General features: G+C 68.0%; 22 protein-coding genes. 11 read left to right on the forward strand and 11 right to left on the reverse strand.

Translation table 11 applies throughout. The features are described 5' to 3' along the window. Positions 1–162: 162 nt before the first annotated feature. The gene (locus G3M62_RS16905) at positions 163–1,029 is read left to right on the forward strand and encodes an alpha/beta fold hydrolase (RefSeq protein ID WP_165189004.1); all 867 of its coding nucleotides are present in this window, start codon (positions 163–165) and stop codon (positions 1,027–1,029) included. Positions 1,030–1,169: 140 nt separating this feature from the next. Beyond that, on the forward strand, positions 1,170–3,104 hold the full coding sequence (locus G3M62_RS16910) for a hybrid sensor histidine kinase/response regulator (protein WP_165189006.1): 1,935 nt from the start codon (positions 1,170–1,172) through the stop codon (positions 3,102–3,104). Here G3M62_RS16910 and G3M62_RS16915 read toward each other — a convergent pair. Continuing rightward, positions 3,101–3,838: a glutathione S-transferase family protein gene (locus G3M62_RS16915; protein ID WP_165189008.1), complete on the reverse strand. Its 738-nt coding sequence runs from the start codon at positions 3,836–3,838 to the stop codon at positions 3,101–3,103. The two genes, G3M62_RS16910 and G3M62_RS16915, sit on opposite strands and share 4 nt — an antisense overlap. Positions 3,839–3,960: 122 nt before the next feature. Here G3M62_RS16915 and G3M62_RS16920 point away from each other — a divergent pair, with 122 nt between their 5' ends. After that, positions 3,961–4,686: a helix-turn-helix transcriptional regulator gene (locus tag G3M62_RS16920; RefSeq protein WP_165189010.1), complete on the forward strand. Its 726-nt coding sequence runs from the start codon at positions 3,961–3,963 to the stop codon at positions 4,684–4,686. Here the strand turns inward: G3M62_RS16920 and G3M62_RS16925 are convergent. The 4 genes from G3M62_RS16925 to G3M62_RS16940 all read right to left on the reverse strand — a co-directional run bounded on the left by G3M62_RS16925 (position 4,679) and on the right by G3M62_RS16940 (position 8,347). Continuing rightward, positions 4,679–5,080 (reverse strand): hypothetical protein, encoded by a 402-nt coding sequence (locus tag G3M62_RS16925; protein ID WP_165189012.1) that lies wholly within the window; start codon positions 5,078–5,080, stop codon positions 4,679–4,681. The genes G3M62_RS16920 and G3M62_RS16925 overlap by 8 nt on opposite strands. 29 nt (positions 5,081–5,109) lie before the next feature. Beyond that, positions 5,110–6,099 (reverse strand): alpha/beta hydrolase, encoded by a 990-nt coding sequence (locus G3M62_RS16930; RefSeq protein ID WP_165189014.1) that lies wholly within the window; start codon positions 6,097–6,099, stop codon positions 5,110–5,112. Between the two features lie 72 nt (positions 6,100–6,171). Then, positions 6,172–6,984 carry a TrmH family RNA methyltransferase gene (locus G3M62_RS16935; RefSeq protein WP_165189016.1) on the reverse strand — a complete coding sequence of 271 codons (813 nt, stop codon included), beginning with the start codon at positions 6,982–6,984 and terminating at the stop codon, positions 6,172–6,174. Positions 6,985–7,060: 76 nt separating this feature from the next. Beyond that, a complete protein-coding gene (locus G3M62_RS16940) occupies positions 7,061–8,347 on the reverse strand; it encodes an MFS transporter (RefSeq protein WP_165189018.1) in 1,287 nt (428 codons plus the stop codon). A 215-nt stretch (positions 8,348–8,562) separates the two neighbouring features. Here G3M62_RS16940 and G3M62_RS16945 point away from each other — a divergent pair, with 215 nt between their 5' ends. From G3M62_RS16945 to G3M62_RS16955, 3 genes are all read left to right on the forward strand, one after another. Next, positions 8,563–9,618, forward strand: a complete 1,056-nt coding sequence (locus G3M62_RS16945; protein ID WP_165189020.1) for a LacI family DNA-binding transcriptional regulator — start codon at positions 8,563–8,565, stop codon at positions 9,616–9,618. Between the two features lie 432 nt (positions 9,619–10,050). Then, positions 10,051–11,049, forward strand: a complete 999-nt coding sequence (locus tag G3M62_RS16950; RefSeq protein ID WP_165189022.1) for an NAD-dependent epimerase/dehydratase family protein — start codon at positions 10,051–10,053, stop codon at positions 11,047–11,049. A 46-nt stretch (positions 11,050–11,095) separates the two neighbouring features. Beyond that, positions 11,096–12,151 carry a DegT/DnrJ/EryC1/StrS family aminotransferase gene (locus G3M62_RS16955; RefSeq protein WP_165189024.1) on the forward strand — a complete coding sequence of 352 codons (1,056 nt, stop codon included), beginning with the start codon at positions 11,096–11,098 and terminating at the stop codon, positions 12,149–12,151. A gap of 216 nt (positions 12,152–12,367) precedes the next feature. On the opposite strand, the gene G3M62_RS16960 is transcribed toward G3M62_RS16955, so the two are convergent. Together G3M62_RS16960 and G3M62_RS16965 are read right to left on the reverse strand one after the other, a co-directional pair. Then, entirely contained in the window at positions 12,368–12,865 is a 498-nt protein-coding gene (locus G3M62_RS16960; protein ID WP_165189026.1) for a type II toxin-antitoxin system VapC family toxin, read from the reverse strand. Beyond that, positions 12,865–13,119 carry a type II toxin-antitoxin system Phd/YefM family antitoxin gene (locus tag G3M62_RS16965; protein WP_165189028.1) on the reverse strand — a complete coding sequence of 85 codons (255 nt, stop codon included), beginning with the start codon at positions 13,117–13,119 and terminating at the stop codon, positions 12,865–12,867. The genes G3M62_RS16960 and G3M62_RS16965 overlap by 1 nt, the downstream gene beginning before the upstream one ends. Positions 13,120–13,326: 207 nt before the next feature. Here G3M62_RS16965 and G3M62_RS16970 point away from each other — a divergent pair, with 207 nt between their 5' ends. Continuing rightward, entirely contained in the window at positions 13,327–14,697 is a 1,371-nt protein-coding gene (locus G3M62_RS16970) for a cation:proton antiporter (protein WP_165189030.1), read from the forward strand. A gap of 63 nt (positions 14,698–14,760) precedes the next feature. Here G3M62_RS16970 and G3M62_RS16975 read toward each other — a convergent pair whose 3' ends face one another. From G3M62_RS16975 to G3M62_RS16985, 3 genes are all read right to left on the reverse strand, one after another. Continuing rightward, positions 14,761–16,320, reverse strand: coding sequence for a tryptophan halogenase family protein (locus tag G3M62_RS16975; RefSeq protein ID WP_165189032.1), 1,560 nt, complete (start codon positions 16,318–16,320; stop codon positions 14,761–14,763). Between the two features lie 51 nt (positions 16,321–16,371). Further along, positions 16,372–17,883, reverse strand: coding sequence for a globin-coupled sensor protein (locus tag G3M62_RS16980; protein WP_165189034.1), 1,512 nt, complete (start codon positions 17,881–17,883; stop codon positions 16,372–16,374). A 271-nt stretch (positions 17,884–18,154) separates the two neighbouring features. Then, the gene (locus G3M62_RS16985; RefSeq protein WP_165189036.1) at positions 18,155–19,696 is read right to left on the reverse strand and encodes a glucan biosynthesis protein G; all 1,542 of its coding nucleotides are present in this window, start codon (positions 19,694–19,696) and stop codon (positions 18,155–18,157) included. 234 nt (positions 19,697–19,930) lie between these two features. Here G3M62_RS16985 and G3M62_RS16990 point away from each other — a divergent pair, with 234 nt between their 5' ends. From G3M62_RS16990 to G3M62_RS17005, 4 genes are all read left to right on the forward strand, one after another. Continuing rightward, positions 19,931–21,046, forward strand: a complete 1,116-nt coding sequence (locus G3M62_RS16990) for an ABC transporter permease (RefSeq protein ID WP_165189039.1) — start codon at positions 19,931–19,933, stop codon at positions 21,044–21,046. Between the two features lie 74 nt (positions 21,047–21,120). Beyond that, complete coding sequence (locus G3M62_RS16995; protein WP_165191347.1) at positions 21,121–21,960, forward strand: ABC transporter ATP-binding protein; 840 nt, start codon at positions 21,121–21,123, stop codon at positions 21,958–21,960. 1 nt (position 21,961) lies between these two features. Next, positions 21,962–22,900, forward strand: coding sequence for an MlaD family protein (locus G3M62_RS17000; RefSeq protein ID WP_165189042.1), 939 nt, complete (start codon positions 21,962–21,964; stop codon positions 22,898–22,900). Continuing rightward, the gene (locus G3M62_RS17005) at positions 22,897–23,535 is read left to right on the forward strand and encodes an ABC-type transport auxiliary lipoprotein family protein (RefSeq protein WP_165189044.1); all 639 of its coding nucleotides are present in this window, start codon (positions 22,897–22,899) and stop codon (positions 23,533–23,535) included. The genes G3M62_RS17000 and G3M62_RS17005 overlap by 4 nt, the downstream gene beginning before the upstream one ends. Here G3M62_RS17005 and G3M62_RS17010 read toward each other — a convergent pair. Further along, positions 23,532–23,990, reverse strand: coding sequence for a transcriptional repressor (locus tag G3M62_RS17010; RefSeq protein WP_165189046.1), 459 nt, complete (start codon positions 23,988–23,990; stop codon positions 23,532–23,534). The genes G3M62_RS17005 and G3M62_RS17010 overlap by 4 nt on opposite strands. Positions 23,991–24,092: the final 102 nt, after the last annotated feature.

The raw sequence follows: 24,092 nt of genomic DNA on the forward strand, positions 1-24,092 counted from the left end.
TTGTTTTCCAGGACGGTTCGCGGTCGCGATGTTTTCCGTCAAACGCCGTCCGCTGATCGACTTGCGCCGAATGGCGGGACTAGGCTGACCCTGCCTCCATCGGATCAGGCGCGCCGAACGACGCCTGAGGCCGCCGGCGGAACCGGCAAAGGGGCGGACACCATGGCGCGAATTTCGATCTTGGGCGTCGACGTCGAATACGAGCTGCTGGGCGAGCCGAACGCCCCGGCGGTCGCCATCACGCCCGGCGGCCGGTTTTCGAAGGACACCCCGGGGATCCGCGAACTGGGCCAGGCCCTGGCCGCCGGCGGTCGCCGCGTGCTGTTGTGGGACCGCCCCAACTGCGGCGCCTCGGACATCTCGTTCGACGCCGACGGCGAATCCGACCTGCACGCGCGGACGCTGCTGGCGCTGATCGACGCGCTGGACCTGGGTCCGACGGCCCTGGCCGCGGGCTCGGCCGGCTCACGGATCTCGCTGATCGCGGCGTCGCGCGAACCCGACAAGGTCTCGCACTTGGCGCTGTGGTGGATCAGCGGCGGCGTCGTCAGCCTGATCACCCTGGCCAACTACTACTGCTGCGACTACGCCCTGGCGGCCAGCGCGGGCGGCATGCCGGCTGTCGTCGCCCTGCCCGGCTGGGCCGAGCAGATCGCGCGCAATCCCAAGAACCGCGACATCCTGCTGGCCCAGGACCCGGCGCGCTTCATCCAGAAGATGGAGCAATGGGCGTCGGTCTATCTGCCGGTGGCGGACTCGCCGGTGCCGGGCATGACGCCCGCCGATTTCGCCAGGCTGCGCATGCCGACGCTGCTGTTCCAGAACGGCCTCAGCGACATCAGCCACACCCGCGCCACCAGCGACTGGGTAAGCCGGCTGATCCCGCACGCCGACCTGCGCGATCCGCCCTGGCCGGACCAGGAGTGGAACCAGCGCATGCTCAGCAAGACGCCGGACGGCAAGCCGGGCCTGTTCGCCGGATGGCCGGCGCTGGCGCCCGCCATCCTGGAGTTCACGGCGATCCAATAGGCGTCGACGGACCGCGACACGCGGCGGTTCGAGTTGCGCCGCACCGCCAAGCGCGCGATGGTCCGTCGACATCGCCCGTTTCGCGGAACCCCGCCTCGGGCGCCGAGTTTCACAACCTGCACAATGCCCCAGGACACTCGATGCTATCCCGTCGCCTGACCGACTTGGACCAGGCTGGCCGTTTCCAGCTGCTGATCGACGCGGTCAAGGACTACGCCATCTACCTGCTCGACGCCGACGGGTGCGTGGCGACCTGGAACACCGGCGCCCAGCTGTTCAAGGGCTACACCGCCGACGAGATCATCGGCCATCACTTCTCGACCTTCTACACCCCGGAAGACCGCGAGGCCGGCCTGCCCGAACACGCCCTGAAAACCGCCGCCGAAGCCGGCCGGTTCGAGGCCGAGGGCTGGCGGGTGCGCAAGGACGGCACGCGCTTCTGGACCCATGTGGTGATCGATCCGGTGATCGATGCGGGCCAGTTGATCGGCTACGCCAAGATCACCCGCGACGTCTCCGAGCGTCGCGCCGCCGACCAGGCGTTGCGCGAAAGCGAGCGCCAATTCCGGCTGCTGATCCAGGGCGTCCACGACTACGCCATCTACATGCTCGATCCCGAAGGCGCCGTCACCAACTGGAACGCCGGGGCCCAGGCCATCAAGGGCTACACCGCGGGCGAGATCGTGGGCCGCCATTTCTCGCTGTTCTACACGCCTGAAGACCGCGAGGCGGGCGCGCCGGCCGCCGCCCTGGCCACCGCGTTGCGCGAAGGCAAGTTCTCGGGCGAGGCCCAGCGCATGCGCAAGAACGGCGAGCGGTTCTGGGCCAGCGTGGTGATCGATCCGATCCACGACGAGGCCGGCCGGCTGCTGGGCTTCGCCAAGGTGACCCGCGACATCACCGAGAAGCGCCTGGCCGAGGAAGAACTGGAGCGCTCGCGCGAAGCCCTGGTCCAGGCCCAGAAGATGGAAGCGATCGGGCGGCTGACCGGCGGCGTCGCCCACGACTTCAACAACCTGCTGACCGTGATCCGCGCCTCGGCCGACTTCCTGCGCCGGCCCAATCTGACCGAGGAAAAACGCGTCCGCTATGTCGAGGCGATCGCCGAAACCGCCGATCGCGCCGCGACCCTGACCGGCCAACTGCTGGCCTTCGCTCGCCGCCAGCCCCTGCAGCCGGAAGTCTTCGACGTCTGCGCGCGCCTGCGCGGCCTGCACCGGATCATCGGCAGCACCATCGGCTCGTCGGTGGTCATCGAGACCGACCTGCCCGAGACCGAACACGTGGTCGAGGCCGATCCCAGCCAGTTCGACACCGCCGTCCTCAACATGGTCATCAACGCCCGGGACGCGATGCCGCGCGGCGGCACGATCAAGCTGCGCGCCAGGATCGCGAACGGCGTCCCGGCGGTTCGCGGCCACGCCGCCGCCAGCGGGGCGTTCATCGCCGTCGACATCGCCGACAACGGCACGGGCATGCCGCCCGAAACCCTTCAGAAGATCTTCGAGCCGTTCTTCACGACCAAGCCGGTCGACAAGGGCACGGGCTTGGGCCTCAGCCAGGTCTATGGCTTCGCCAAGCAGTCGCGGGGCGAAATCGACGTCGCCAGCCAGCAGGACGTCGGCACGACCTTCACGCTCTACCTGCCCAGCGCCGATGGCCAGCCGCTGACGGCCATCGCCCCGGTCGCCACCCTGGTGGACCTGTCGGCGGTGACCGCGCGCCGCGTCCTGCTGGTCGAGGACAACGAGGGCGTGGGCAAGTTCGCCGCCGGCCTGCTCAAGGAGCTGGGCCAGACCGTCACCTGGGTCGGCGACGGCCAAGCCGCGCTCAAGCAGCTGGACGCCAATCCCGAAGCCTTCGACCTGGTGTTCTCCGACGTGGTCATGCCGGGCATCAGCGGGCTCGAACTGGCCCAGCTGATCCGGCAGCGCTGGCCCAAGCTGCAGGTGGTGCTGACCAGCGGCTACAGCCACGTCATCGCCGAGCAAGGCGCCCAGGGCTTCCCCCTGGTGCGCAAGCCCTATTCGATCGACGGCCTGCTGACGATCCTGGCCTCGAAGACCGGCGGCTAGGCCGCCCGGCACATCTCCTCGGCCTTCTCGGGCGCCCAGTCCGGATAGTACCCCGCCATCATCCGCTCGGCGTAGTTCACCAGGTTGGGCAGACTCTCGGCCCGGCGGCGCAGCGGCGAGTCAAAGAACGGCGTCAGGATCTGGGCCAGCATGGCGAAGACGATGGCGTCGACGCTGGTGGGCCGGTGGCCCATCATGAACGACTTGCTCCCCAGCATCTCCGACAGGGCGGTCAGCGACCAGGCGCCCAGCTCGACGATCTCGTCGGGCGAGTGGCGGCCGATGCCGACGGCCTTCAGATTGGTCTGCACCGCGCCCAGCAGGCCGTCGATCGCGTCAGCCCGCGCCTCGCCCGGCATGCCCTCGAACCAGCGGGCCGGGCCCTTGGCGAAGTTGTCGTCGTCGAAGAACCGGAAGTGGCAACTGGCCCAGCCCAGGTGGTTCTCGACCATCCGCTCGATCGCCCAGGCCTGGCCGCGCTGGGCCTTGCTGAGACCGGCGTCCAGGTCGACGCCGTAGCTGCGCTCGATATAGGCCCGAATGAAGGTGGAGTCGGCCACCTTGATCCCGTCGTCGTCGATCCACGGCAGTTGGCCCTTGGGCGAGGTCTCCGGATGAGCCGGCAGCTTCTGGTACCAGAGGCCGGCCATCTTCAGATGGATCTCGGTCTTGGTGACATAGGGGCTGCCTTCGGGGAGGCCGTAGGCGGGTCCGGCGGCGTAGAGCGTGATCATGGTGGTCTCTCCCTGCTGAGCCGCCTCTCGTGATCCCGTCCAAGACCTCGGTTGCGACATTCGGACGCTACCGCCATCCTGCTGCCAGCATGCTGTCAGCATCGGTCGAGCACAGTGAAGCCATGAGACGCGCCGAACGCCTTTTCCAGATCATCCAGATCCTGCGCCGCAGTCGCCAGCCGGTCACGGCCGACGCCATGGCGTCGGAGCTGGAGACCTCCAAACGCAGCGTTTATCGCGACATCGCCGCCTTGATCGGCCAGAGGGCGCCCATCCGCGGCGAGGCGGGCGTCGGCTACGTGCTGGAGGCCGGATACGACATGCCGCCCCTGATGCTGACACCGGACGAGATCGAGGCCGCCGTGCTGGGGGCCCAGTGGGTCGCCGGACGCGGCGACCCGGTGCTCGCCACCGCCGCCAACGACCTGATCGCCAAGATCGCCGCCGCCGTGCCCGAGCAGCTGCGGCCCTATGTGCTGACGCCCGCCACCGGGACCGGCACGAACTGGAAGGCCCTGCCCGACGGCATCGACATCGCCCAGACCCGGGCCTGGATCCACGCCGGCCGCAAGATCCGCCTGGACTATCGCGACGAAAAGGGCGCGGTCAGCCAGCGGGTGATCTGGCCGGTGACGGTGGGCTATCTGGACACCGTGCGCCTGCTGATCGGCTGGTGCGAACTGCGCAACGACTTCCGCAACTTCCGCACCGATCGGATCGAGGGCGCGCAGTTCCTGGACGAGCGCCACGGCCAGCGGCCCGGCGTGCTGCGGACGAAATGGCAGCGGGCGCTGGAGGAAGAGCGCAAGCGCTGGGCGGCCAAGGGCGAGGGCTGCTCGCCTACTTGACGTCGGCCAGCATCTGATCGCCCACGCCGTCGCAGTTCCAGTCGGCCGAGACCATGCCGGTCCTGGGATTGTACAGCGCGCCGGCGTCGATCACGCCGTCCCCGTCGCGGTCGGCGTAGAGATGGCGCTGGGTCATCGGGCGATAGTCGCCCTTCCGGGCGTAGAGCTTCGTGCGCCCCAGGGTCCAGACCATGGCCAGGGAGGTCTTCTCGACTCGCTCGCCCCCGAAGCCGCCCAGCAGCTTCAGCCGCATCTCGGCGATGTTCACGCCCAGATGGTCGGCGTCCGCGTGCTCCGTGTAGGAGGGGACCGTCGGCTTGCCCAGGCGGGCCTGAAGGTCGGCGATGGTCGTGGTCGAGGCCGTCGAGACGGCCAGCAGCGCGACAAGGATCATCGTGAACCCCCGTTTTCTAATCCAGGATTTCAGATCCCGTGCCGCTTGGCGAAGGTCTCGAACAGGCTCGGCCAGGCCGCGACCGGCTTGCCGGCGATGGAGCGCAGGCCAAAGCCGTGGCCGCCCTCCTCGAAGATGTGCATCTCGGTCGGGACCGCCTTGGCCTTCAGGGCCGTGAACATCATCAGGCTGTTGGCCACCGGCACGGTCTTGTCGTCGGCGGCGTGGACCAGGAACACCGGCGGGACGCGGTCGGTGACGTTCTGGTCGGGCGAATAGAGCGCGATCTGCTCGGCCGTCGGCGTCGGCCCCAGCAGTTGCTTGCGCGAGCCGCCGTGGGCCGGGCCGTCGACCATGGTCACCACCGGATACATCAGGCACGACAGGTCGGGGCGGGCCGACAGGTCGTCGGCGGCGTCGACCTTGTCATAAACCTTGGCGTCGAAGCGGGTGGTCAGGCTGGCGGCCAGGTGCCCGCCGGCCGAGAAGCCCATGATCGAGACCCGGGCCGGGTCGAACTTCATGTTCGCCGCCTTCGAACGGACCAGACGCACGGCGCGCTGGGCGTCCTGCAGCGGGGCGTCGGGGCCCGCGCCCCAGTGGTCGCCCGGCAGGCGGTACAGCAGGACGAAACAGGTGTAGCCGCGATCGGCCAGCCAGCGGCCGGTCTCGAAGCCCTCCTTGTCGCTGACCACGCGCTCGTAGCCGCCGCCGGGCATCAGCACCACCGCCGCGCCGTTCGGCTTGGCCGGGCGGAAGACGGTCAGGGTCGGCTTGCGGGTGTGGGTGGTGGCGCGGTCGCGCAGACCGTTGGGGTCGCCCCGCTCGACCACGGTCTCGACGGCGGTGACGCCGGCCGAGCCGGGCGCGTCGCCGGGCCACAGGGGAAAGACTTCGGTCGGATCCATCGGGGACTTCTGGGGTTGGGCGGCGTCTGGCCTAGCTTGCGCCATGCCCGCCAGCAGCGATGTCAACAGGCCTCCCGTGAGGGTAGCCAGGGTTCCCCGGCGGTTGAACATGCGACCTCCCTAAGCGACGCGCAGGGACCCTACGGCGGCCCTGTCGTTCCGGCAAGTCACCGGTGTCATCGGCTAAAACCAGGGGGCCGCGAACCGCAGGTGGTGCAGCACGATCCCGCTGGTGGTGGCCACGTTCAGCGAGTCGAAGCCGTTGGCCATCGGGATGCCGACGGTTCGCACCCGGTCCATGACGGCCCGGGACAACCCCGGCCCTTCCGCGCCCAGCAGCACCGCCGAGCGGGCCGGCGGGGCCAGCCTCGCCAAGGTCTCGCCGGCGGCCGGGCTCAGGGCCAGGCCCTGGAAGTCGTGACGCGCCAGCAGGTCGACGACATCCTCGCCCGGCGCCAGCCAGGCGGTGGGCACGCTGAGCGTCGCGCCGATCGAGACGCGGATGGCCTTGCGATAGAAGGGATCGCAGCAGTCGCCGTCCAGGATCACGCCGTCGACGCCGAACGCGGCGGCGTTGCGGAAGATGCCGCCCAGATTGTCGTGGTTGGCGATGCCCATCAGCACCAGCACCACCGCGCGAGGGCTCGAACGCGCCAACAGCGCTTCGGCCGACAACTGTTCGGGCTTCTCGCCCACGGCCAGGACGCCGCGATGCAGATGGAAGCCGGCGATGGCGTCCAGCACCGCCTGGCCGACGACATAGACCGGAACGTCCGGTGGCAGGCCGTCGAACACCTCGCCCAGCTTGTCGGCGCGCTTGCCGTCGATCAGCAGCGATCGCACCCGTTCCGGCGCGTCGCGGACGAAGGCCCGCAGCACCGTCTCGCCCTCGGCGATGAACAGCCCCTGGCGGCCGACCAGGTCGCGCTCCTTGATGTCGCGATAGGCCGCCACGCGCGGGTCGCTCGGGTCGTCGATGGGGATCAGGTCGGGCACGGAACCTCGGACGAGCGTTTTCAAGCGAAGTGGCCGCCGGTTCGCGTGAAGAAAACGCGCAAACCAAAAAGCAGGCTTACCGCACGCCCCGTATCGGAAGGATCGTCAGACCGCCAGCCATCGCCAGTCCGGCGGCCACCAGATAGAGGGCGTGATAGTTGACGTGGGCCGGGCCCAGCACCCACATCGCCAGGACCGGCGCCATGGCCTGGGGCAAGGTGTTGGCGAGGTTGATCACCCCCAGGTCCTTGCCGGCGTCCTTCTGCGAGGGCAGCACCTGGCTGACCAGGGCGATGTCGACGGCGTAGTAGCAGCCCACCGCGCAGCCGAAGATCACGAAGCCGGCCACCACCACCGGCCATCCCGGCACCAGCGAGAAGACGATCATCGCCATCGCCAGCACCATGGCGGCTCCGGAGGCGAACAGCTTGCGGCGCTTCAGTCGGTCCGACAGCATCCCGCCCAGCATGCCGCACGCGACGTTGGCGGCGGTATAGACGGTGGTCAGCAGCGCCATGCCCTGCTCGGCGTGGCGGCCGGGAAACAGGACCGAATAGTGCAGCGCGTCCTGCAGATAGAACAGCATGTAGCACTGGGTCAGGGTGATCGCGACCAGCACCATGAACCGGCTGGCCCAGGCCAGGGCGAAGTCGGGATGGGCGCGCGGATCGATCCAGAACCCGGCCAGAAAGCTTCGCCAGTCCAGCGGCGGCCGCTCGCCGGGCGGCAGTGGCGTGTCTTTCAGACCCAGGGCGAACGGCGCGACCGCCACCAGCAGCACCACGCCGATGGCCAGGTAGCGCGAGGCCTCGCTGACCAGCAGGCCGCCAACCAGGATCGCCCCGGCCATGGCGCCGATCGGATGACCCAGGCTGAGGAACGCCGCCACCCTGCCCTTCTGGGCGTCGGGCACCCGGTCGGGCAGCACCGCCAGCATGGCCGAGAACATCAGGTTGAAGGCCAGCTGGAAACAGACCAGGCCCGCCACCAGCTGGGCCGCGCCGTGGGCCGCCATGATCACGAAATACGAAGCTGTCGTGCCCAGGGCCCCGACCACCATCCACGGGCGACGACGCCCGAAGCGCGAGGTCGTCCGGTCGCTGATCGCGCCGGCCAGCAGGTTGGCGAGACTGGCGGTGAGCGAACCCAGGATGGCGACCTGGCTCAGCAGCACGGCCTTGTCGCCCGAAGCGATGGCCTCGGCCTTCAGCGGCAGCAGCACCTGCAGCAGGGGCATGAAACTGACATAGGCCCCGATCTGGGCCAGGGTGAAGGCGGCGATGAAGCTGGGCCTTACGGGGATGGTCGGCTTGGCCTTGTCGATTCCCGAAACCCCCGCCCCCAAAACCCCAGTCGCTGTCATCACGCCTCCCCGTTCACACGCGGTCTTCGCCGCGTTTGCCCCTGACACTGGCCTTCCAGGCGAGGCGACACAAGCCACGAGCGACCGGCCCCCTATTTTTGATCTGGGCTTTTTTGATCGGGAGCGTCGCCTTGTACCGTCCAGTTGCACTAGGCTGGCGACATGAACATGAGTCCCGACCATCAGGACCGAAACAAACGGAATCGGGCGGCCCCATGGCGTCGGTGACGATCTATGACGTGGCGGCGCGCGCCGAGGTCTCGATCAAGACCGTCTCCCGCGTGATGAACAACGAGCCCAATGTGCGGCCCGTGATGCGCGAGCGCGTGCTGGAGGCGGCCGGCGCGCTGGGCTATGCGCCCAATCTGTCGGCCCGCAGCCTGGCCGGCTCGCGCTCGTTCGTGATCGCCGTCTTCGCCGACGCCCCGCTGACCCTGGACCACTGGCGCAGCGAGCGCGGCTCCGACTACCTGCAGCGCATCCAGCTGGGCGCGACGGTCGAGACGCGCGGCGCGGGCTATCACCTGCTGGTCGAACTGATCGATCACGACGGCCCCAAGGTCCGGCAAGAGGTCGGCGCCCTGCTGGCCGCCCTCAAGCCCGACGGCGTGATCCTGACCCCGCCCTCCTGCGACAACGAAGTGGTGCTGGAGCTGCTGGACAAGGCCGGCACGCCCTATGTGCGGCTAGGCCCGGAACGGCCCGAAGGCCTGGGCCCGCGCGTGCACATGGACGACGTCGCCGCCGCCCGCGAGATGACCGAGCACCTGGCCGATCTGGGCCACACGCGCATCGGCTTCGTCACCGGCGACAAGCGCCTGGGCGCCAGCCAGGCGCGGCGCGAGGGCTACGTAGCGGCGATGAAGGCGCGCGGCCTGAAGGTCGACAAGGCCTGGATCCGCCAGGGCGACTTCACCTTCGAGTCCGGGCACAAGGCGGCCAAGGCCCTGCTGGCTCTGGACGCGCCGCCCACCGCGATCTTCGCCAGCTCCGACGAAATGGCCGTGGGCGTGCTGGCGGCGATGGCCGAGGCCGACCTGTCCGCGCCGGGCGACATCTCGGTGGCCGGCTTCGACGACAGCCCCGTCTCGCGCCTCACCCGCCCGCAACTGACCACGATCCGCCAGCCGCTGGTCGAGATGTCGACCCTGGCGGCCCGGATGCTGATCAACGGCGTGGCCCGCTATTCCGACAACGGCCAGCGCCCGCGCGACGAGCTCCTGCCCTTCACCCTGATCCAGCGGGCCTCGACGGCGGCGCCGAAGGGGTGAGGTCGGGGCCTCGACTCCATGACCGATCCGCGCCCCTTGCGGAAATTGGCGCGGCTCCAGGATCCAGACGTTCACGCCGGCGCTGAACGAACCGGTGCGATCGGGCGCGGGCCTTCGCGCGCGCAGTTGGCAGGCCCTCCGAGCGCCCGCCGCACACCCCTCTGAATATTCACGGTTTATATACCAGCTTTTATACGCAATTACTTGACCATCGCCTCGACTGATTAAGCAAATACCAAGCACATATCGGCGACTCTTCACTACAAGTGAAATTAGCATTCCGCTAGGAAGTGTATTTCCCAACCTTCTCACCCCGTACGTAGCGGGGTTTTGACTAGGCAGTCATGCGGATTGACTCATTAACCCACGTAGGTTCAACCTTAAGCGGAGTCGATGCACGGGCCAGTTCGTAACGCTGCGGGGTGAGCGGAAATGCAAGCTGTGGTCGTTGGCGGCGCGGGCTTTATAGGCGCCCACCTGGTGCGGCGCCTCTGCTCCGCGGGCGCCGATACGCTCGTGCTCGATTGGGAAAAGTTCAACCCAAGGCCAAGACAACGATTTGGCGTTTCCGAAAAACACCTCTACCGGCGCAAATATCTTCTAAACAACGCCGAAATTATTTGCTGCGATGCAGCCTCAAAGACAGAATTAGCGGAGTCTTTGCGCGGCAGAGACATAGACTGCCTGTTTTATCTGGCTGCCCTACCCGTCGTTCACTTGGCCAATCAAAAATTCGTGGAAGCAGGGGATAGCATGCTTCGCGGACTAATGAATTGTCTCGAAGTTGTGCGCGAGTGCGGAAAGGTTCGCCGATTTATTTATGTATCGTCAAGCATGGTGTACGGAAATTTCACCCAAGACCCGCTGCCAGAGTCTGCCGCTACTGCGCCGACAAACCTCTACGGCGGGTTCAAGTTGGCCGGGGAAACGTTGACCCGCGCCTATCTCGAGAACACCGATATTGAGAGCGTCATCATTCGGCCGACGGGTGTCTATGGTCCGACGGCGCTCAACAACACCGTGGTGCAGACATTCTGCGAAGCCGCGATCCTGGGCGGCGCCCTCGAGGCCCGCGATGCTCAAAACACATTCATCGATTTTACCTGGGTCGAGGACCTGGCCTTCGGACTCGCTCAAGCGGGACTGACGCCTGGGATCGACAACGAGATCTTCAATTTGTCTTTTGGCAAGGCCCGCAGCCTTGAAGAACTCGTTGGCTTGGTGGTTGCGGCCCACCCCTCCACCCGGGTGCTGTTCACCGCGGAGCATGATCGAACTCGCCCCCGCCGCGGCGGAGCGCTCGATATATCCAAGGCAAGGGATCGGCTTGGGTATGCCCCGCAGATCAACTTGGAAGCAGGGATCCTTCGCTACATGAAATTCCTTCACAACAGCGAGATGCATCCGCAGGCCGCGGAAGCCTGTGCCTAGGACATCTCAGATCGATTTTGTCGGCTGCGGTCGAGAACACCTCGAAATGAAAGAGGCCATCGGGAGCCGGGTGGCCGAGGTGCTGAGTTCGGGAAAGTTAATTCTCGGACCCGTTGTCGAGTCATTTGAAGAGCAGTTGGCGGACGCATGCGGACGCCGCCATGCGATCACGGTGGGCTCGTGCACTGATGCCCTGTTCTTCGCGCTTCAAGCGCTTGATATCGGCCCCGGCGACGAAGTCTTGGTGCCCGACGTGTCGTTCATCGCCACGGCGTCCGCTGTTGTCCGAACGGGAGCGCGGCCGGTCTTCGTGGATGTCGATGAGAATTGCCATCTAGATCTCAATCTCGCGGCTGAGCTCGTGACCCCGCGAACGCGGGCGCTGATGTTCGTGCAGCTCTTCGGCGCGATGGGCGATCCCGATGCGATCGAAGCATTCGCCGTTCGGCACAAGCTTGCGGTCGTTGAAGACGGGGCGCAGGGATTTGGCGCAAGGTTTGGGCAGAGGCGATGTGGGAGCGTCGGAAACATCTCGGCGCTCAGCTTTAGTCCGATGAAAGTCCTCAGCGCGCCCGGAAACGGCGGGGCGGTTCTAACCGATGACGACGCCTACGCGGCGACCGTTCGCCGGTTGCGATACCACGGACGGGAGTCGGCGCGCTTTGTCGAGCTGGGCTACAGTTCGCTACTGCCATCCATCGCGGCGGCGGTTTTGTCGTTGAAGTTGGTGGAGCAGGATCGATGGGCCGCGCGTCGGACTGAAATTGCCCAGCGCTATATCAAGGGACTGGAGGGCTTGCCGATCGAGTTGCCGAGGTGCGTGCCGGGAATGCACCACGTGTGGCACAAGTTTACGGTCGCCCTTGCTGGACGGAACGCCCTTGGAGCTTCCCTAAAGTCGGCGGGCGTGCCGACCATGGTCCATTATCCGCTGCCGCTTCATCGAGAACCGCTCTTTGAGCCGTGGGAGGACCGCGCGTTTCCCCGCGCCTGCGCACATGCGGCGAGGACACTCTCCCTTCCAATTCACGCCCATCTCTCTGACGAGGAGATCAAGCATGTCGTTAGCGCGACGGCAGAATATCTTGCGTCCGGCACATGAGGTTCGACGTTCACCTGCTCGAAGATCGTCCGATATTTCGCGAGGCGCTGAGCGAGGGACTCGAGGCTTAGGTGGCGCGCGACAAATGCGTCGCCCGTGGGGAAGGCGCCGCTCGCGTCGGACGAACCAGCGTTTGGGCGTGAACGTTTAGCTTGCTCTCGCGTATCACCTTAGGCGGTGCGGGGCCTCAGGGCTCGAGTTCATTCCCCTTCGGCCCTACCCCCGAACGAAGATGTTCCGCAGCCACTGCGAGCCGGCCTTGGCGGCCTGGCCCCAGTCTTCGCTGTCGTCCAGCGCCTCGGGTTTGTAGCCCCAGGGATTGAACAGCTTCAGGCGGTTGACCTTGAACGTCGCGACCTCACGGGTGACCAGAGTCAGGCCGTGCTCGAGCGCCGTGGCGGCCAGCAGGGCGTCGCGGGTGTCGGTCAAGGGCACGCGGGCCCGCCCCCGGACGACGGCGGCGTCGACCGGCAGGACGCGCCCCTCGAAGGCCACCGCGACCTGGTCGTTCAGCCAGGTCCGCAAGGCCAGGCCCGCCGCCTTGTCCTTGCGCTCGACCCGCCCCGCGCCGGTCTCCAGCTCCAGCAGGGTGATGGCCGAGATGAACAGGCTGGACCGGGCCTGGGCGGCGGCCCAGCCGCCAAGGCCGGCGTCGGTGGCGCCGGCCTTGGCGTTGCGCAGTTCGAAGACGATGTCGGTGTCGAGCAGGTACATCAGCCGCGCCAGTTCCGAGGATTGTCCCAGGCCTCGTCGGACCGCGCCTCGGCGACGTCCAGGGCGACCGGCGCGGCCATGGCCAGCAGGTCGACGATCGTCTCGGTCTGGCCCGACAGCTTGCGATAGGCCTCGATGCTCATCAGCACGTGGGTAGTCCGGCCGCGGTCGGTGACGAACACCGGCTCGATCCGCGCCGCCCGCTTGGCCTGGCTGACATCCTGGTTGAAGTCACGACTGGAGATGACTTTCACGTGCCTACTTACCTACATTGACAGGGCTGTCTTGTAGGTACGTTACTATGTTGTGACGTTCCGGCAACAGGAAATTCGCCAGCAAAAACAATCTTCTGCCCGCGCCGTCAAAACCGTGTTTTTCGGCTTGCGCGAAAAAGCCAACTCTGCGCGGCTTGGCCTCAACGGCGGACAACGCCGAGCGAAATTCAGCAGGGGGAAACACGGATGTCCGACATCTTAGCCAGCATCATCAGCACCGCGAGCGGCATATTGGGCCCGCACGGACCCGCCACGGCCAGCGCCGCGCACAGCTACACGCCGGGCGATTTCAGCGTGCACTTCTTCCTCCAGCTGGCGGTCATCGTGCTGGCCTGCCGCGTCGTCGGCTGGCTGGGCCAGAAGCTGCTGGGCCAGCCCCAGGTGGTGGGCGAGATGATCGCCGGCGTGGTGCTGGGCCCGTCCCTGCTGGGCCTGCTGTTCCCGCACTTCCAGCTGGCGCTGTTCCCCAAGGAAACCAAGAACGTCCTGTATGTCGGCGCCCAGCTGGGTGTGGGGCTCTACATGTTCATGGTCGGCACCAGCTTCCAGGCGGGCCACTTCAAGGCCAAGGCCAAGAGCGCGATGAGCGTGTCGTTCGCCGGCATCGCCGCGCCGTTCGTCATCGCGGCCCTGATCACGCCGTTCCTGCTGAAGGTCCCGGGCCTGTTCGCTCCGAACATCAGCCAAGGCAACGCCACCCTGTTCATGGGCGCCTGCATCGCCCTGACCGCCTTCCCCATGCTGGCGCGGATCATCAACGAGCGCGGCCTGGCCAAGACCTCGCTGGGCACCCTGTCCCTGACCGCCGGCGCCTTCGACGACGCGGTCTCGTGGTGCGTGCTGGCCGTGGTGCTGGCGACCTTCGGCGGAGGCCCGGGCGTGGCGGTGCTGGCCATCGGCGGCGGCCTGGCCTGGGTGGCCTTCGTCACCCTGCTCGGCCCGAAGATCCTGGCCCCGCTGGGTCGGATCGTCGAGCGTGAGGGCGAGATGAGCAATGGCGTCCTGGCGCTGGTCATCCTGGCCTTCTGCTTCTCGGCCTTCCTGATGGACGCCGTCGGCATCCACGCGATCTTCGGCGGCTTCATCCTGGGCGTGGTCATGCCGCGCGGGAAGCTGGTCGAGGAGCTCAAGCGCAAGGTCGAGCCGATCGCGGTCGTCCTGCTGCTGCCGATGTTCTTCACCTATTCGGGCCTGAACACCCGGATGGACATGGTCAACTCGCCCCAACTGCTGCTGATCGCCCTGGGCATCCTGGCCTGCTCGATCCTGGCCAAGTGGGGCGCCTGCTACGCCGCCGCCCGCGTGACCGGCGAGAACCACCACACCGCCATGGGCATCGGCGCCCTGATGAACTCGCGCGGCCTGATGGAGCTGATCATCATCAATATCGGCCTGCAGAAGGGCATCATCGGCCCGACCCTGTTCTCGATGCTGGTGCTGATGGCCATCGTCACCACCGTCATGGCCAGCCCGCTGTTCGAGGTGGTCTACGGCAAGAAGGCCCGCGAGTCGGGCGAGCTGGACGCCATCGACGGCGCCGTCGCCAAGGCCGCCTGACGGCCTTCCACAAGTTGCTTCCCTAGCAATGGCCCTCGCTCCTCACGGAGCGGGGGCTTTTTTTCAGGCCGGCTCCAGCGAACGGTCGAAGCCGAAGCGGTTGATCTGGGCGATCAGGTCGCGGTGGCTGGGCAGGTCGTGGGTGGCGCGCTCGCCGAAGCTTCGGATCTTGGCGAACAGCTTCTCGGCCGCCGCCACGTCGGGAAACTCGCTGCGCCCGGGCGACAGGTCGGTTTTGAAGCCCATGCCGTACAGGATGTACTGGTAGTTGAAGAAGGCGAACGTCTCCAGATCCAGGATGAAGTCGTACCGGGTCGGAGGCCGCCAGCGCCACTGCTCCAGCAAGTCGGCGAGCCGCTCGGGGATCGAGGTCGGGTCGGCGTTCTCCCGCCAGAACGGCTCGGTCCGCTGGCTCAGGCAGTAGTGCAGTTTCAAAAAGGTGATGATGTTGTCGTAACGGGCCGTCATCAGCTCGTTGAAGCGGAAAGCCGGGGCGCTGATCGGGCCGTTGTGCGGGAACAGCTCGGCGATGATCGCCACGGCCGCCTCGATCAGCACCACGCCGGTCGATTCCAGCGGCTCCAGGAAGCCCGCCGACAGGCCCACCGCCACGCAGTTCTTGACCCACTGCTTGGTGCGATAGCCGGCCTCGAACGACAGCGCCCGGGGCGTGATCTGGACGCCCTCCCCCACATAGCCGCGCAGGATCGCCTCGGCCCGGTCGTCGCCGATGTGGTCGCTGGAATAGACGCAGCCGACGCCGCGCGCGCCGTTCAGGCCGATGTCCCAGGTCCAGCCGGCCTCGTGGGCGGTGGCGATCGTGAAGCTCTGGATCGGGGCGTCCGGGCGGTCGTAGGGGATCTTGCAGGCCAGGGCCTTGTCGGCGAACAGGATCGGCCGCGCCGACTTGAACGGGGCCTTCAACGCCCGGCCGATCAGCTCGGCGTGGAAGCCGGTGCAGTCGATATAGAGGTCGGCGTCCAGCCGCCCATGCTCCTGGCAGAGCACGTGGTCGATGGCGCCCGTCGCGTCCAGCTCGACGCCGGTCAGCAGGCCCTGCAGGTGACGCACGCCCAGCTCGCGGGCCCGCTCGGCCAGCACCTGGGCCAGTTGAGCGGCGTCGAAGTGGTAGGCGTAGTTCAGCGGGCCGGAGAAGTTGCCCTCGTGCGGCCGCTTGGGCGCGCGCTGGGCGTCGGCGACCCGGGCCTGGATGGTCATGGCTTCGGCGAACGGCGCGCGCGTCGCTTCGTTCTGCAGAAGCCAGTAGGGCGCCAGCGACGTGCCGTCGGTCGAGAACGGCGCCTCGAACGGATGGAAGTACTGGTGACGCTGGCCGTCGCCCTTCGGCGCCCAGGCCCAGTCGTTGAAACGGATGCCCTGCTTGAAGGTGGCCGAGGTCTCGCGGATGAACCGGGCCTCGTCGATGCCTAGGAACTGCAGGGTCGTGCGGATGGTCGGGAACGTGGCCTCGCCGACGCCGATGATCCCGACGTCGGGCGACTCCAGCAGGGTGATCTCCAGATGCGCCTGCTCGGTCGCTCGCAGCGACTTGGCCAGATAGGCGGCGGTCAGCCACCCGGCCGTCCCGCCCCCGACGATCAGGATTCTGCGTCTACGATCCATGCCGCCTTGATAGCGTCTTCCGAGGGAAGAACGGAAACCAAAGTTCGACGTCTACCGACCCGGCCGCGCGAAGGCCGCCACCCGCTCGCGGGTCTGGGCCATCGCCGCCGAGCCCGTCCGGAACCCGCCGACGTGGTTGGTCAGGTCCGCGGCCTCGGCGCGCAGGGCGTGAGTGGCCTCGGTCGACTGCTGGACCATGGCCGTGTTGCGCTGGGTCACCTGGTCCAACTGGGCGACGGCCGTGTTGACCTGGCCCAGGGCGGCCGCCTGTTCGTTGGCCGAGGCGGCGATCTCGTCGACCAGACCGTCGATGGCTCCGACCTTGGCGACGATGCCGCGCAGGGCCTCGCCGGTCTGGCCGACCAGGTCGACGCCCTCGCCCACCTGGCGGCTAGAGTCGGCGATCAGGGTCTTGATCTCCTTGGCCGCGTCGGCAGAACGCTGGGCCAGGGCCCGCACTTCCTGGGCCACCACCGCGAAGCCACGGCCGGCGTCACCCGCCCGCGCGGCCTCGACCCCGGCGTTCAGGGCCAGCAGGTTGGTCTGGAAGGCGATCTCGTCGATCACGCCCAGGATCTGCGAGACCTTGGCCGAGGAGGCCTCGATCTGGGTCATGGCCTCGGCGGCGCGGGTCACCACCGCGCCCGAGGCCTGGGCGTCGGCGGCGGCTTCGCTGATCTGGGCCGAGACGGCCTTGGCGCTCTTGGCCGTGCGATCGACCGTGGCGGTCAGCTGCTCGACAGCGGCGGCGGTCTCTTCCAGGGTCGCGGCCTGCTGCTCGGTGCGCTGGGCCATGTCGTCGGCGGCGCGGGCGATGTCGTCGGTTCCGGCCCGGATGCTCTGGGCGCCGTGCGACACCGCGCCCATGGCCTTGTCCAGCGCCGCGGCGGCGTGGTCGAAATCGATCTTCAGGCTCTCGAACTCGGGCGCCAGCACGCCTTCGACGCGGGCCGACAGATCACCGGACGCCAGCTTCGACAAGGCCACGCCCAGGGCCGCGACCGCATTGGCCTGCTGCTGCTCGGCCGCCTGGCGCTCGGCCTCCAGCCGGTCGCGCTGTTCCAGCAGCACCGTGAAATAGGCCGAGATGGCCAGGTCCATGTCGAGGAACACCGCCTTGGCCAGGGCCGCGACCTGGTCGGCTGATCCGGCGTCGGCCCCGGCCTTGCCGCCGAACGGACCGGTCTTGGCCTTCTTGCCCAGCACGGCGTGGATCAGCTTGTCCAGCACCAGGGCGTAGCCGCCGATCGACCAGCGCGGCTCCAGGCCGGCCCGGGCGTTGGACTGGCCGATGCGCTCGACCGCCTGGAGGTAGTCGGCGCCCTGGTCGCCCGACAGCATCCGCCGCCAGTGCGCCACCTGCCGGGCCTGGGCGCTCTCGCCCCGCCCGTCCTTGAACAGGCCGCGCGTCTCGGCGAAGCCCCGCAGCTGCTCGTAGAAGCCTTCCATCGCCGAGGGGATCGCCTCGTCCAGCACCGGCTTGGCCGCCTGCAGCGCCGCCCGCGACCGATGGTCGAACCGCATGAAGCTGAGACGTTGATCCAGCTGGTGGTTGGCGCTCATGCCGCAGTTCCCCCGAGTCGTTCTTTTTCTTAGGGCGATAGCGGTGACGGGAATTCATTAACCAAGCTTGAAGCGTGGCCTTTGGGGAGGCGATAGCGCGGAACGCGTTCCCTCTCCCCTTGCGGGAGAGGGGGGCCCGCGAAGCGGTCGGTGAGGGGTTGAAGGCAGTCGCCGTTCCCGCGGCGGCCCGATCGAGCGCCGAGCCGACAGGCCTATCGACCCCTCATCCGACCGGCTTCTCCCGCAAGGGGAGAAGGACGATGGCGCGCTCCTACGCCGTCCAGAGATACTTCCACGTCTCGGAAACCACCTGGTCGCCCCGCGTCAGGCGCAGCGTCAGGTCCATGTTCGCCGCCTTGGGACGTACGCCGAAGGCCACGCGGGCCGCGGCTTCGTCGGGATAGGGCGACAGATCGCGCCAGACGATCTCGCCGCCCTGGGCCTGGAGATCCATCGCCACCCCGTCCAGCCCCTCGGCCAGGGCCCCGCCCTGCAGGTCGACGGTGAACAGACGCAGGCCCGCCTTGGCGTCGGCGCCGGTGCGGGTGCGGAACACCCGGGCGTCGGGGCTGGCGAAGCGCTCCTGGCCCCAGTGCAGGCGATAGCGCAGGTCGACCTGGCTTCCGGCCTTCCACGGGGACTTGGGCCGCCAGAAGATGGCGATGTTGTCGTCGGTCTCCTTGGTGGTGGCCAGCTCGGCCAAGTGCACCGCGCCCTCGCCCCAGGCGTCCAATGGCTCGACCCACAGGCTGGGCCGCAGGTCGTAGCGGGCCTGCAGGTCGCCGAAGTCCTCCAGCGTCCTGGCCCGCTGGACCAGGCCGAAGCCCTTGGGATCCTGGTCCAGGAAGCTGCTGAGGCGGTGGGCCTTGGGGTTCTGCAACGGCCGCCAGATGTGCTCGTCCCGCCCCGTCCAGATCGCCAGGCCGTCGCTGTCGTGCACGCCGGTGCGGTAGTCGTCGACTGGCGAAGCGTCGGCCACGTTGAACAGGAACATGCTGCTCATCGCCGCCACGCCGGTCTTGGTCATGGTCGCGCGTGGGAAGATGCTGGCGCTGACCTCGAACACCACGTCGTCGCCCGGGCGGATCGTGAAGCTGTAGGCGCCGGCGCAGCTGGGGCTGTCCATCAGGGCGTGGACGACCACCGCGTCGCCATCGATCGCGGGCCGTTCCAGCCAGAAGCTGGTGAAGTCGGGAAACTCCTCGTTCGGCTCGCCGGCCCCGATAGCCAGGCCGCGCGCCGACAGGCCGTAGCGCTGGCCCCGGCCCAGGCTGCGGAAATAGCTGGCGCCCTGGAAGACGGCGACCTCGTCCATCTTGCCGGGCTCGTTCAGCGGCCACAGCAGGCGGAAGCCGGAAAAGCCGTTCCAGCTCTTGGCGACGTCGGCGTGCTCGCCGGGAATGTCGAACATCGCCGGGTCGAAGGCGATGGGTCGCGCAAGGCCAGCCACCACCTCGAAGATCGGCAGCGGACGCGGATAGAGCCAGGCCGGCGGGAAAAACTCGGCGCGGAACGCCGGCGTGCGGTCCTTCCAGAGATCGGCGTCCTTGCGGAAGCGGATCTGGAAATACTCGTCATAGGTCAGGCCGGTGATCGTCGCCGGCGCCGGCGGCTTGGCGTAGGGCGCGGCGGCCAGGGCGCGGGCCTTGTCGCGCAGCAGGTCGGGCGAGAACGGCTCGCTGATGGCGGCGTCGACGGCCCCTCCTTCGGAATTTGGGGTCTGGGCGGCCGCCAGCTTCGGGGCCAGGGCCAGGACGGCCGACAGCGAAAGCTGGCCGAGCGCGGCGCGGCGGTTGAGCAAACTGGAAAACATCCGGGCCTTGTAAAGCAACGCCCCCGTTGCACGCCATAGAACGCAGCTTTAGCGACAAAGGTTCGACCATTCGCCCCATTTGCGGGTCGGCCCGAGATGGTCGCTGGCGCGAGACCGCGCACCCGCCTATTCCTACTGAAATAAGCGTTGCAACAAGCCAGGCCTTGGAACGTTTGGGCTTGGTCGAACGCGTTGGTAGAGTTCGACGGCGGATAGAGGGACCGACAAGGCTTAATGGGCGCTCCGGCTGATTTCACCCTCGAAGAGACCGCCGGTCACAAGACGGCCGTGCTGTCGGGGGACTGGACCGCGCGCGGCATGGTCGACGCCGGCGAGCGCCTGGTCCAGGCCATGGAAGGTTCGGACGCGGTCGACCTGGACCTCAGCGACATCACCCGCTGCGACACCGCCGGGGCCTACGCCATCATCCGCGCCGCCGACGGCCGGATCAGCGCGGGCAAGATCAAGGCCGGTCCGCGCACCCTGCGCCTGCTGCAACTGGTCGACGACGCCATCCAGGTCGAGCCCGAGGCCGCCCCGCCGCAGAAGGGCTTCCTCGCCCTGCTGGAGCGGATCGGCCGGGGCGTCTACGGCCTGGGCGACGACCTCTACAGCACCATGGCGTTCCTGGGCCACCTGCTGGTGGCCATCGGACGCTGCATCGCCAAGCCCAGCCGCATCCGCTGGGCGCCGGTCGTGTCGCTGGCCGAGCGCGCGGGCTTGGACGCCATCCCGATCGTGGCGGTCACCACCTTCTTTATCGGCGCGGTCGTCGCCCTGCTGGGCGCCAACCTGCTGACCCAGTTCGGGGCCCAGGTGTTCGCCGTCGAACTGATCGGCATCTCGGTGCTGCGCGAGTTCAACATCCTGATCACCGCCATCCTGCTGGCCGGCCGCTCGGCCTCCAGCTTCGCCGCCGAGATCGGCTCGATGAAGATGAACCAGGAAATCGACGCCATGCAGGTAATGGGGGTCGACCCCTACGAGGCGCTGGTCCTGCCGCGCTTCGCCGCCCTGCTGATCACCATTCCGCTGCTGACCTTCGTGGCCACCCTGGCCGGCCTGGCCGGCGGCATGATGGTGACCTGGGCGGCGCTGGACCTGTCGCCGACCTTCTTCCTGCAGCGTATGCAGGACTCGATCGGCATCCAGCACTTCTGGATCGGCCTGTCCAAGGCCCCGGTCATGGCCATGGTCATCGCCGCCATCGGCTGCCGCCAGGGCATGGAGGTCGGCAACGACGTCGAGTCGCTGGGCCGCCGCGTCACCGCCGCCGTGGTCCACGCCATCTTCGCGATCATCGCCATCGATGCGGTCTTCGCCCTGATCTACATGGAGCTGAACCTGTGAGCCCCAAGGCGCCCCAGACCCCGGGCAAGCCCAACGCTCAGGCCCAGACCCAGGCTCAAGCCCAGACCCAAGCGCTGTCGAAGGCCACGCCCAACGTCGAGGACGAGGCGGAGTCGACCGCCGAGGCCCCGCCGATCCGGGTCACGGGCCTGGTCTCGCGGTTCGGCGACAACGTCATCCACGACGGCCTGGACCTGACCGCCGAGCGCGGCGAGGTGCTGGGCGTGGTCGGCGGGTCGGGCGCCGGCAAGTCGGTGCTGCTCAACACCATCATCGGCCTGAAGGTCCCCGACGGCGGCTCGGTCAAGCTGTTCGGCCAGGACATGGCCGACGCCTCGCGCACCCGCTGGAGCGTCATCGAGCGCCGCTGGGGCGTGCTGTTCCAGCAGGGCGCGCTGTTTTCGAACCTGACCGTGCGCGAGAACGTCGCCGCGCCGCTGCACGAGCACACCCGCCTGCCCAAGGGCGAAATCGAGCACCTGGCCGATCTGAAGATCGCCCTGGTCGGCCTGCCCGCCCGGGCCGGCAACCTGAAACCCGCCGAGCTGTCGGGCGGCATGCGCAAGCGCGCCGGCCTGGCCCGCGCCCTGGCCATGGATCCGGAGCTGCTGTTCCTGGACGAGCCCACCGCGGGCCTGGACCCGATCAGCGCCGCGGCTTTCGACACCCTGATCAAGGACCTGTCCGACAGCCTGGACCTGACGGTGTTCATGATCACCCATGACCTGGACACCCTCTACGAGATCACCGACCGGATCGCGGTGATCGCCGACAAGCATGTGGTCGCGACCGGCTCGGTCCACGAGCTGGAAAAGAACGACCACCCCTGGATCCAGGAATACTTCATGGGGCCGCGCGGACGCGCGGCCGCCGGCCAGTCGACACCCCACAAGTCGACACGTAGGACGAGCTGAGATGGAAAGAAACGCCAACTACGCCTTGGTGGGCGCCGCGACCCTGATCCTGTTCATGGGGTTGCTGATCTTCGCCGTCTGGCTGGCCAAGCTGAGCTTCAACCAGGAATACGACCTGTACGACGTGCTGTTCGTCGGCCCCGTGCGCGGCCTGTCGGACGGCGGCGAGGTGCACTTCAACGGCATCAAGGTCGGCGAGGTCACCAAGATCGCCCTGGACAAGTCCGACCCCAACCGCGTCATCGCCCGCGTGCGCGTCACCTCGGACGTGCCGATCAAGACCGACAGCTTCGCCACCCTGGAGCCGCAAGGCATCACCGGCGTGAACTACGTACAGATCACCGCCGGCGCGCCGTCCAAGCCGCTGCTGAAGAGCACCGTCAAGAGCGGCGAGGTGCCCGTGATCCGCAGCCAGCGCAGCGCCCTGTCCGACCTGCTGGAAGGCGGCGGCACCGTGCTGACCCGCACCATCGAGGCCCTGGACCGCGTCAACCGCGTGCTGTCGGACGACAACGTCAAGACCTTCAGCGCCTCGCTCAGCGACATCCAGTCGGTCACCGCCGAGCTGCGCGAGCGCAAGGCGATCATCGCCGACGCCGACAAGGCCCTGCAGAGCATCGAGGCCACCTCGACCAAGATCGGCCAGCTGTCCGACAGCGCCGACGGCCTGGTCAACGGCGACGCCAAGCGCACCCTGAAGAACCTGGGCGACGCCGCCGACGAGCTGAAGGCCACCGCCAAGGACGTGCGCGGCATGGTGGGCAAGCTGGAAGGCCCCACCACCGACTTCGCCACCACCGGCCTGCCGCAGCTGTCGTCGGCCGTGATCACCCTGCAGTCGGCCGCCGAGTCCCTGGACCGGCTGGTCAGCGAAGTCGAACAGAACCCGCGCGCCCTGGTCGGGAAGGCGCCGGCCAAGGAACTGGAGGTCAAGCCGTGAGCGTCCTGCGAACCACTCTGCGATCGCTGACGGTCGCGACCGCCGCCGTCGCCCTCACCGGCTGCATCAGCCTGTTCCCCAAGGCCAATCCCGCCGGCCTCTACCGCTTCGGCCACGTCGCGGCCGAGAGCTCCAGGCCGGCGACCGACAAGAGCTTCGGGGTCTTCAAGGCCCCGACCGTCTTCACCCGCGCCGCCATGAGCGACCGGCTGCTGTCGGTGACCAACGGCGAGGCGGCCTATATCGCCGACGCCCGCTGGGTGTCGCCGGCCATCGTGCTGTTCGACGAGGCCGTGGCCCGGGCCTTCGAAGCCGACAACAGCCGCGCCCGCCTGGTCACCCGCGGCGAAGCGCTGAAGGCGATCATGGCCGTGCGCCTGGAGGTCCGTTCGTTCGAGACCGACTATGTCGACGGCCCCAAGGCCGCGCCCGAGGTGCTGGTCGAGATCCGCGCCGTCATGACCCGCACCAGCGACCGCGCGCTGCTGGGCGACAAGGTCTTCGTGGCCCGGGTCAAGGCGAGCGACAACCGCCTGGCGGCCATCATCCCGGCCTACGACAAGGCCACCGATCAGGCTCTGTCGGAGATCGTCGCCTGGGTCAGCGACACGGGCGCCAAGCAGCCCGCCAGCTAGTCGCGCTCGCCGCTCTCCTTGGGACCATCATGCCCCGTCGCCGGATCGCGGCGGAAGCGCACCAGGATCTCCACCCCGTCCGGCCGCCGCGCCAGGGCGTCGCGGACCATGGCCAGCAGGGTGTCGGCCGAGACGTGCAGGTCCACGACCTGCCCTGTCTCCTCGTAGACCAGGTGGGCGTGCGGCCCCGGCACGGTGTCGAACACCAGCTCGGTGGTCGTGGTGGGCACGCGGCCGATCAGGCCATGGTCGGCGAAGGTTTCCAGATGGCGGGCCAATTCGGCGGGCGACAGGGCCAGGCCCGCCTCGGCCGCCAGGTCGGCCGCCTCCGGCAACGTCAGGTGCGTTTCCTGCGCGCCGCGCATCAAGGACAGCAGACGCGCCGGCGCGCCGCGGCACGGCAGACCGGCGCGGCGAAGCTCCTCCTGGAGAGCGGCCTCCACGGCGTGGGGCATCCAGCGTCCTCCCAAAGCGTCCGGGACGGCCGTGGTCGTTGGAGCGCCACGGCCTGATCCGAAGCTCAAGAATTCCGGGCGCGGCGTCGCCGCCGCGCCCGG

This window comes from Caulobacter soli, from assembly GCF_011045195.1.
Classification (GTDB): Bacteria; Pseudomonadota; Alphaproteobacteria; order Caulobacterales; family Caulobacteraceae; genus Caulobacter; species Caulobacter soli.

What these genes read in the sequence shown, in the direction of transcription:
- G3M62_RS16980 (WP_165189034.1), bottom strand. Translation starts at nt 17,883, where the DNA reads ATGAGCGCCAACCACCAGCTGGATCAACGTCTCAGCTTCATGCGGTTC.
- G3M62_RS16930 (WP_165189014.1), bottom strand. Translation starts at nt 6,099, where the DNA reads ATGTTCAACCGCCGGGGAACCCTGGCTACCCTCACGGGAGGCCTGTTG.
- G3M62_RS17010 (WP_165189046.1), bottom strand. Translation starts at nt 23,990, where the DNA reads ATGCCCCACGCCGTGGAGGCCGCTCTCCAGGAGGAGCTTCGCCGCGCC.
- G3M62_RS16990 (WP_165189039.1), top strand. Translation starts at nt 19,931, where the DNA reads ATGGGCGCTCCGGCTGATTTCACCCTCGAAGAGACCGCCGGTCACAAG.
- G3M62_RS16970 (WP_165189030.1), top strand. Translation starts at nt 13,327, where the DNA reads ATGTCCGACATCTTAGCCAGCATCATCAGCACCGCGAGCGGCATATTG.
- G3M62_RS16905 (WP_165189004.1), top strand. Translation starts at nt 163, where the DNA reads ATGGCGCGAATTTCGATCTTGGGCGTCGACGTCGAATACGAGCTGCTG.
- G3M62_RS16920 (WP_165189010.1), top strand. Translation starts at nt 3,961, where the DNA reads ATGAGACGCGCCGAACGCCTTTTCCAGATCATCCAGATCCTGCGCCGC.
- G3M62_RS16910 (WP_165189006.1), top strand. Translation starts at nt 1,170, where the DNA reads ATGCTATCCCGTCGCCTGACCGACTTGGACCAGGCTGGCCGTTTCCAG.
- G3M62_RS16985 (WP_165189036.1), bottom strand. Translation starts at nt 19,696, where the DNA reads ATGTTTTCCAGTTTGCTCAACCGCCGCGCCGCGCTCGGCCAGCTTTCG.
- G3M62_RS17000 (WP_165189042.1), top strand. Translation starts at nt 21,962, where the DNA reads ATGGAAAGAAACGCCAACTACGCCTTGGTGGGCGCCGCGACCCTGATC.
- G3M62_RS16915 (WP_165189008.1), bottom strand. Translation starts at nt 3,838, where the DNA reads ATGATCACGCTCTACGCCGCCGGACCCGCCTACGGCCTCCCCGAAGGC.
- G3M62_RS16925 (WP_165189012.1), bottom strand. Translation starts at nt 5,080, where the DNA reads ATGATCCTTGTCGCGCTGCTGGCCGTCTCGACGGCCTCGACCACGACC.
- G3M62_RS16945 (WP_165189020.1), top strand. Translation starts at nt 8,563, where the DNA reads ATGGCGTCGGTGACGATCTATGACGTGGCGGCGCGCGCCGAGGTCTCG.
- G3M62_RS16955 (WP_165189024.1), top strand. Translation starts at nt 11,096, where the DNA reads ATGAAAGAGGCCATCGGGAGCCGGGTGGCCGAGGTGCTGAGTTCGGGA.
- G3M62_RS16975 (WP_165189032.1), bottom strand. Translation starts at nt 16,320, where the DNA reads ATGGATCGTAGACGCAGAATCCTGATCGTCGGGGGCGGGACGGCCGGG.
- G3M62_RS16950 (WP_165189022.1), top strand. Translation starts at nt 10,051, where the DNA reads ATGCAAGCTGTGGTCGTTGGCGGCGCGGGCTTTATAGGCGCCCACCTG.
- G3M62_RS16960 (WP_165189026.1), bottom strand. Translation starts at nt 12,865, where the DNA reads ATGTACCTGCTCGACACCGACATCGTCTTCGAACTGCGCAACGCCAAG.
- G3M62_RS16940 (WP_165189018.1), bottom strand. Translation starts at nt 8,347, where the DNA reads ATGACAGCGACTGGGGTTTTGGGGGCGGGGGTTTCGGGAATCGACAAG.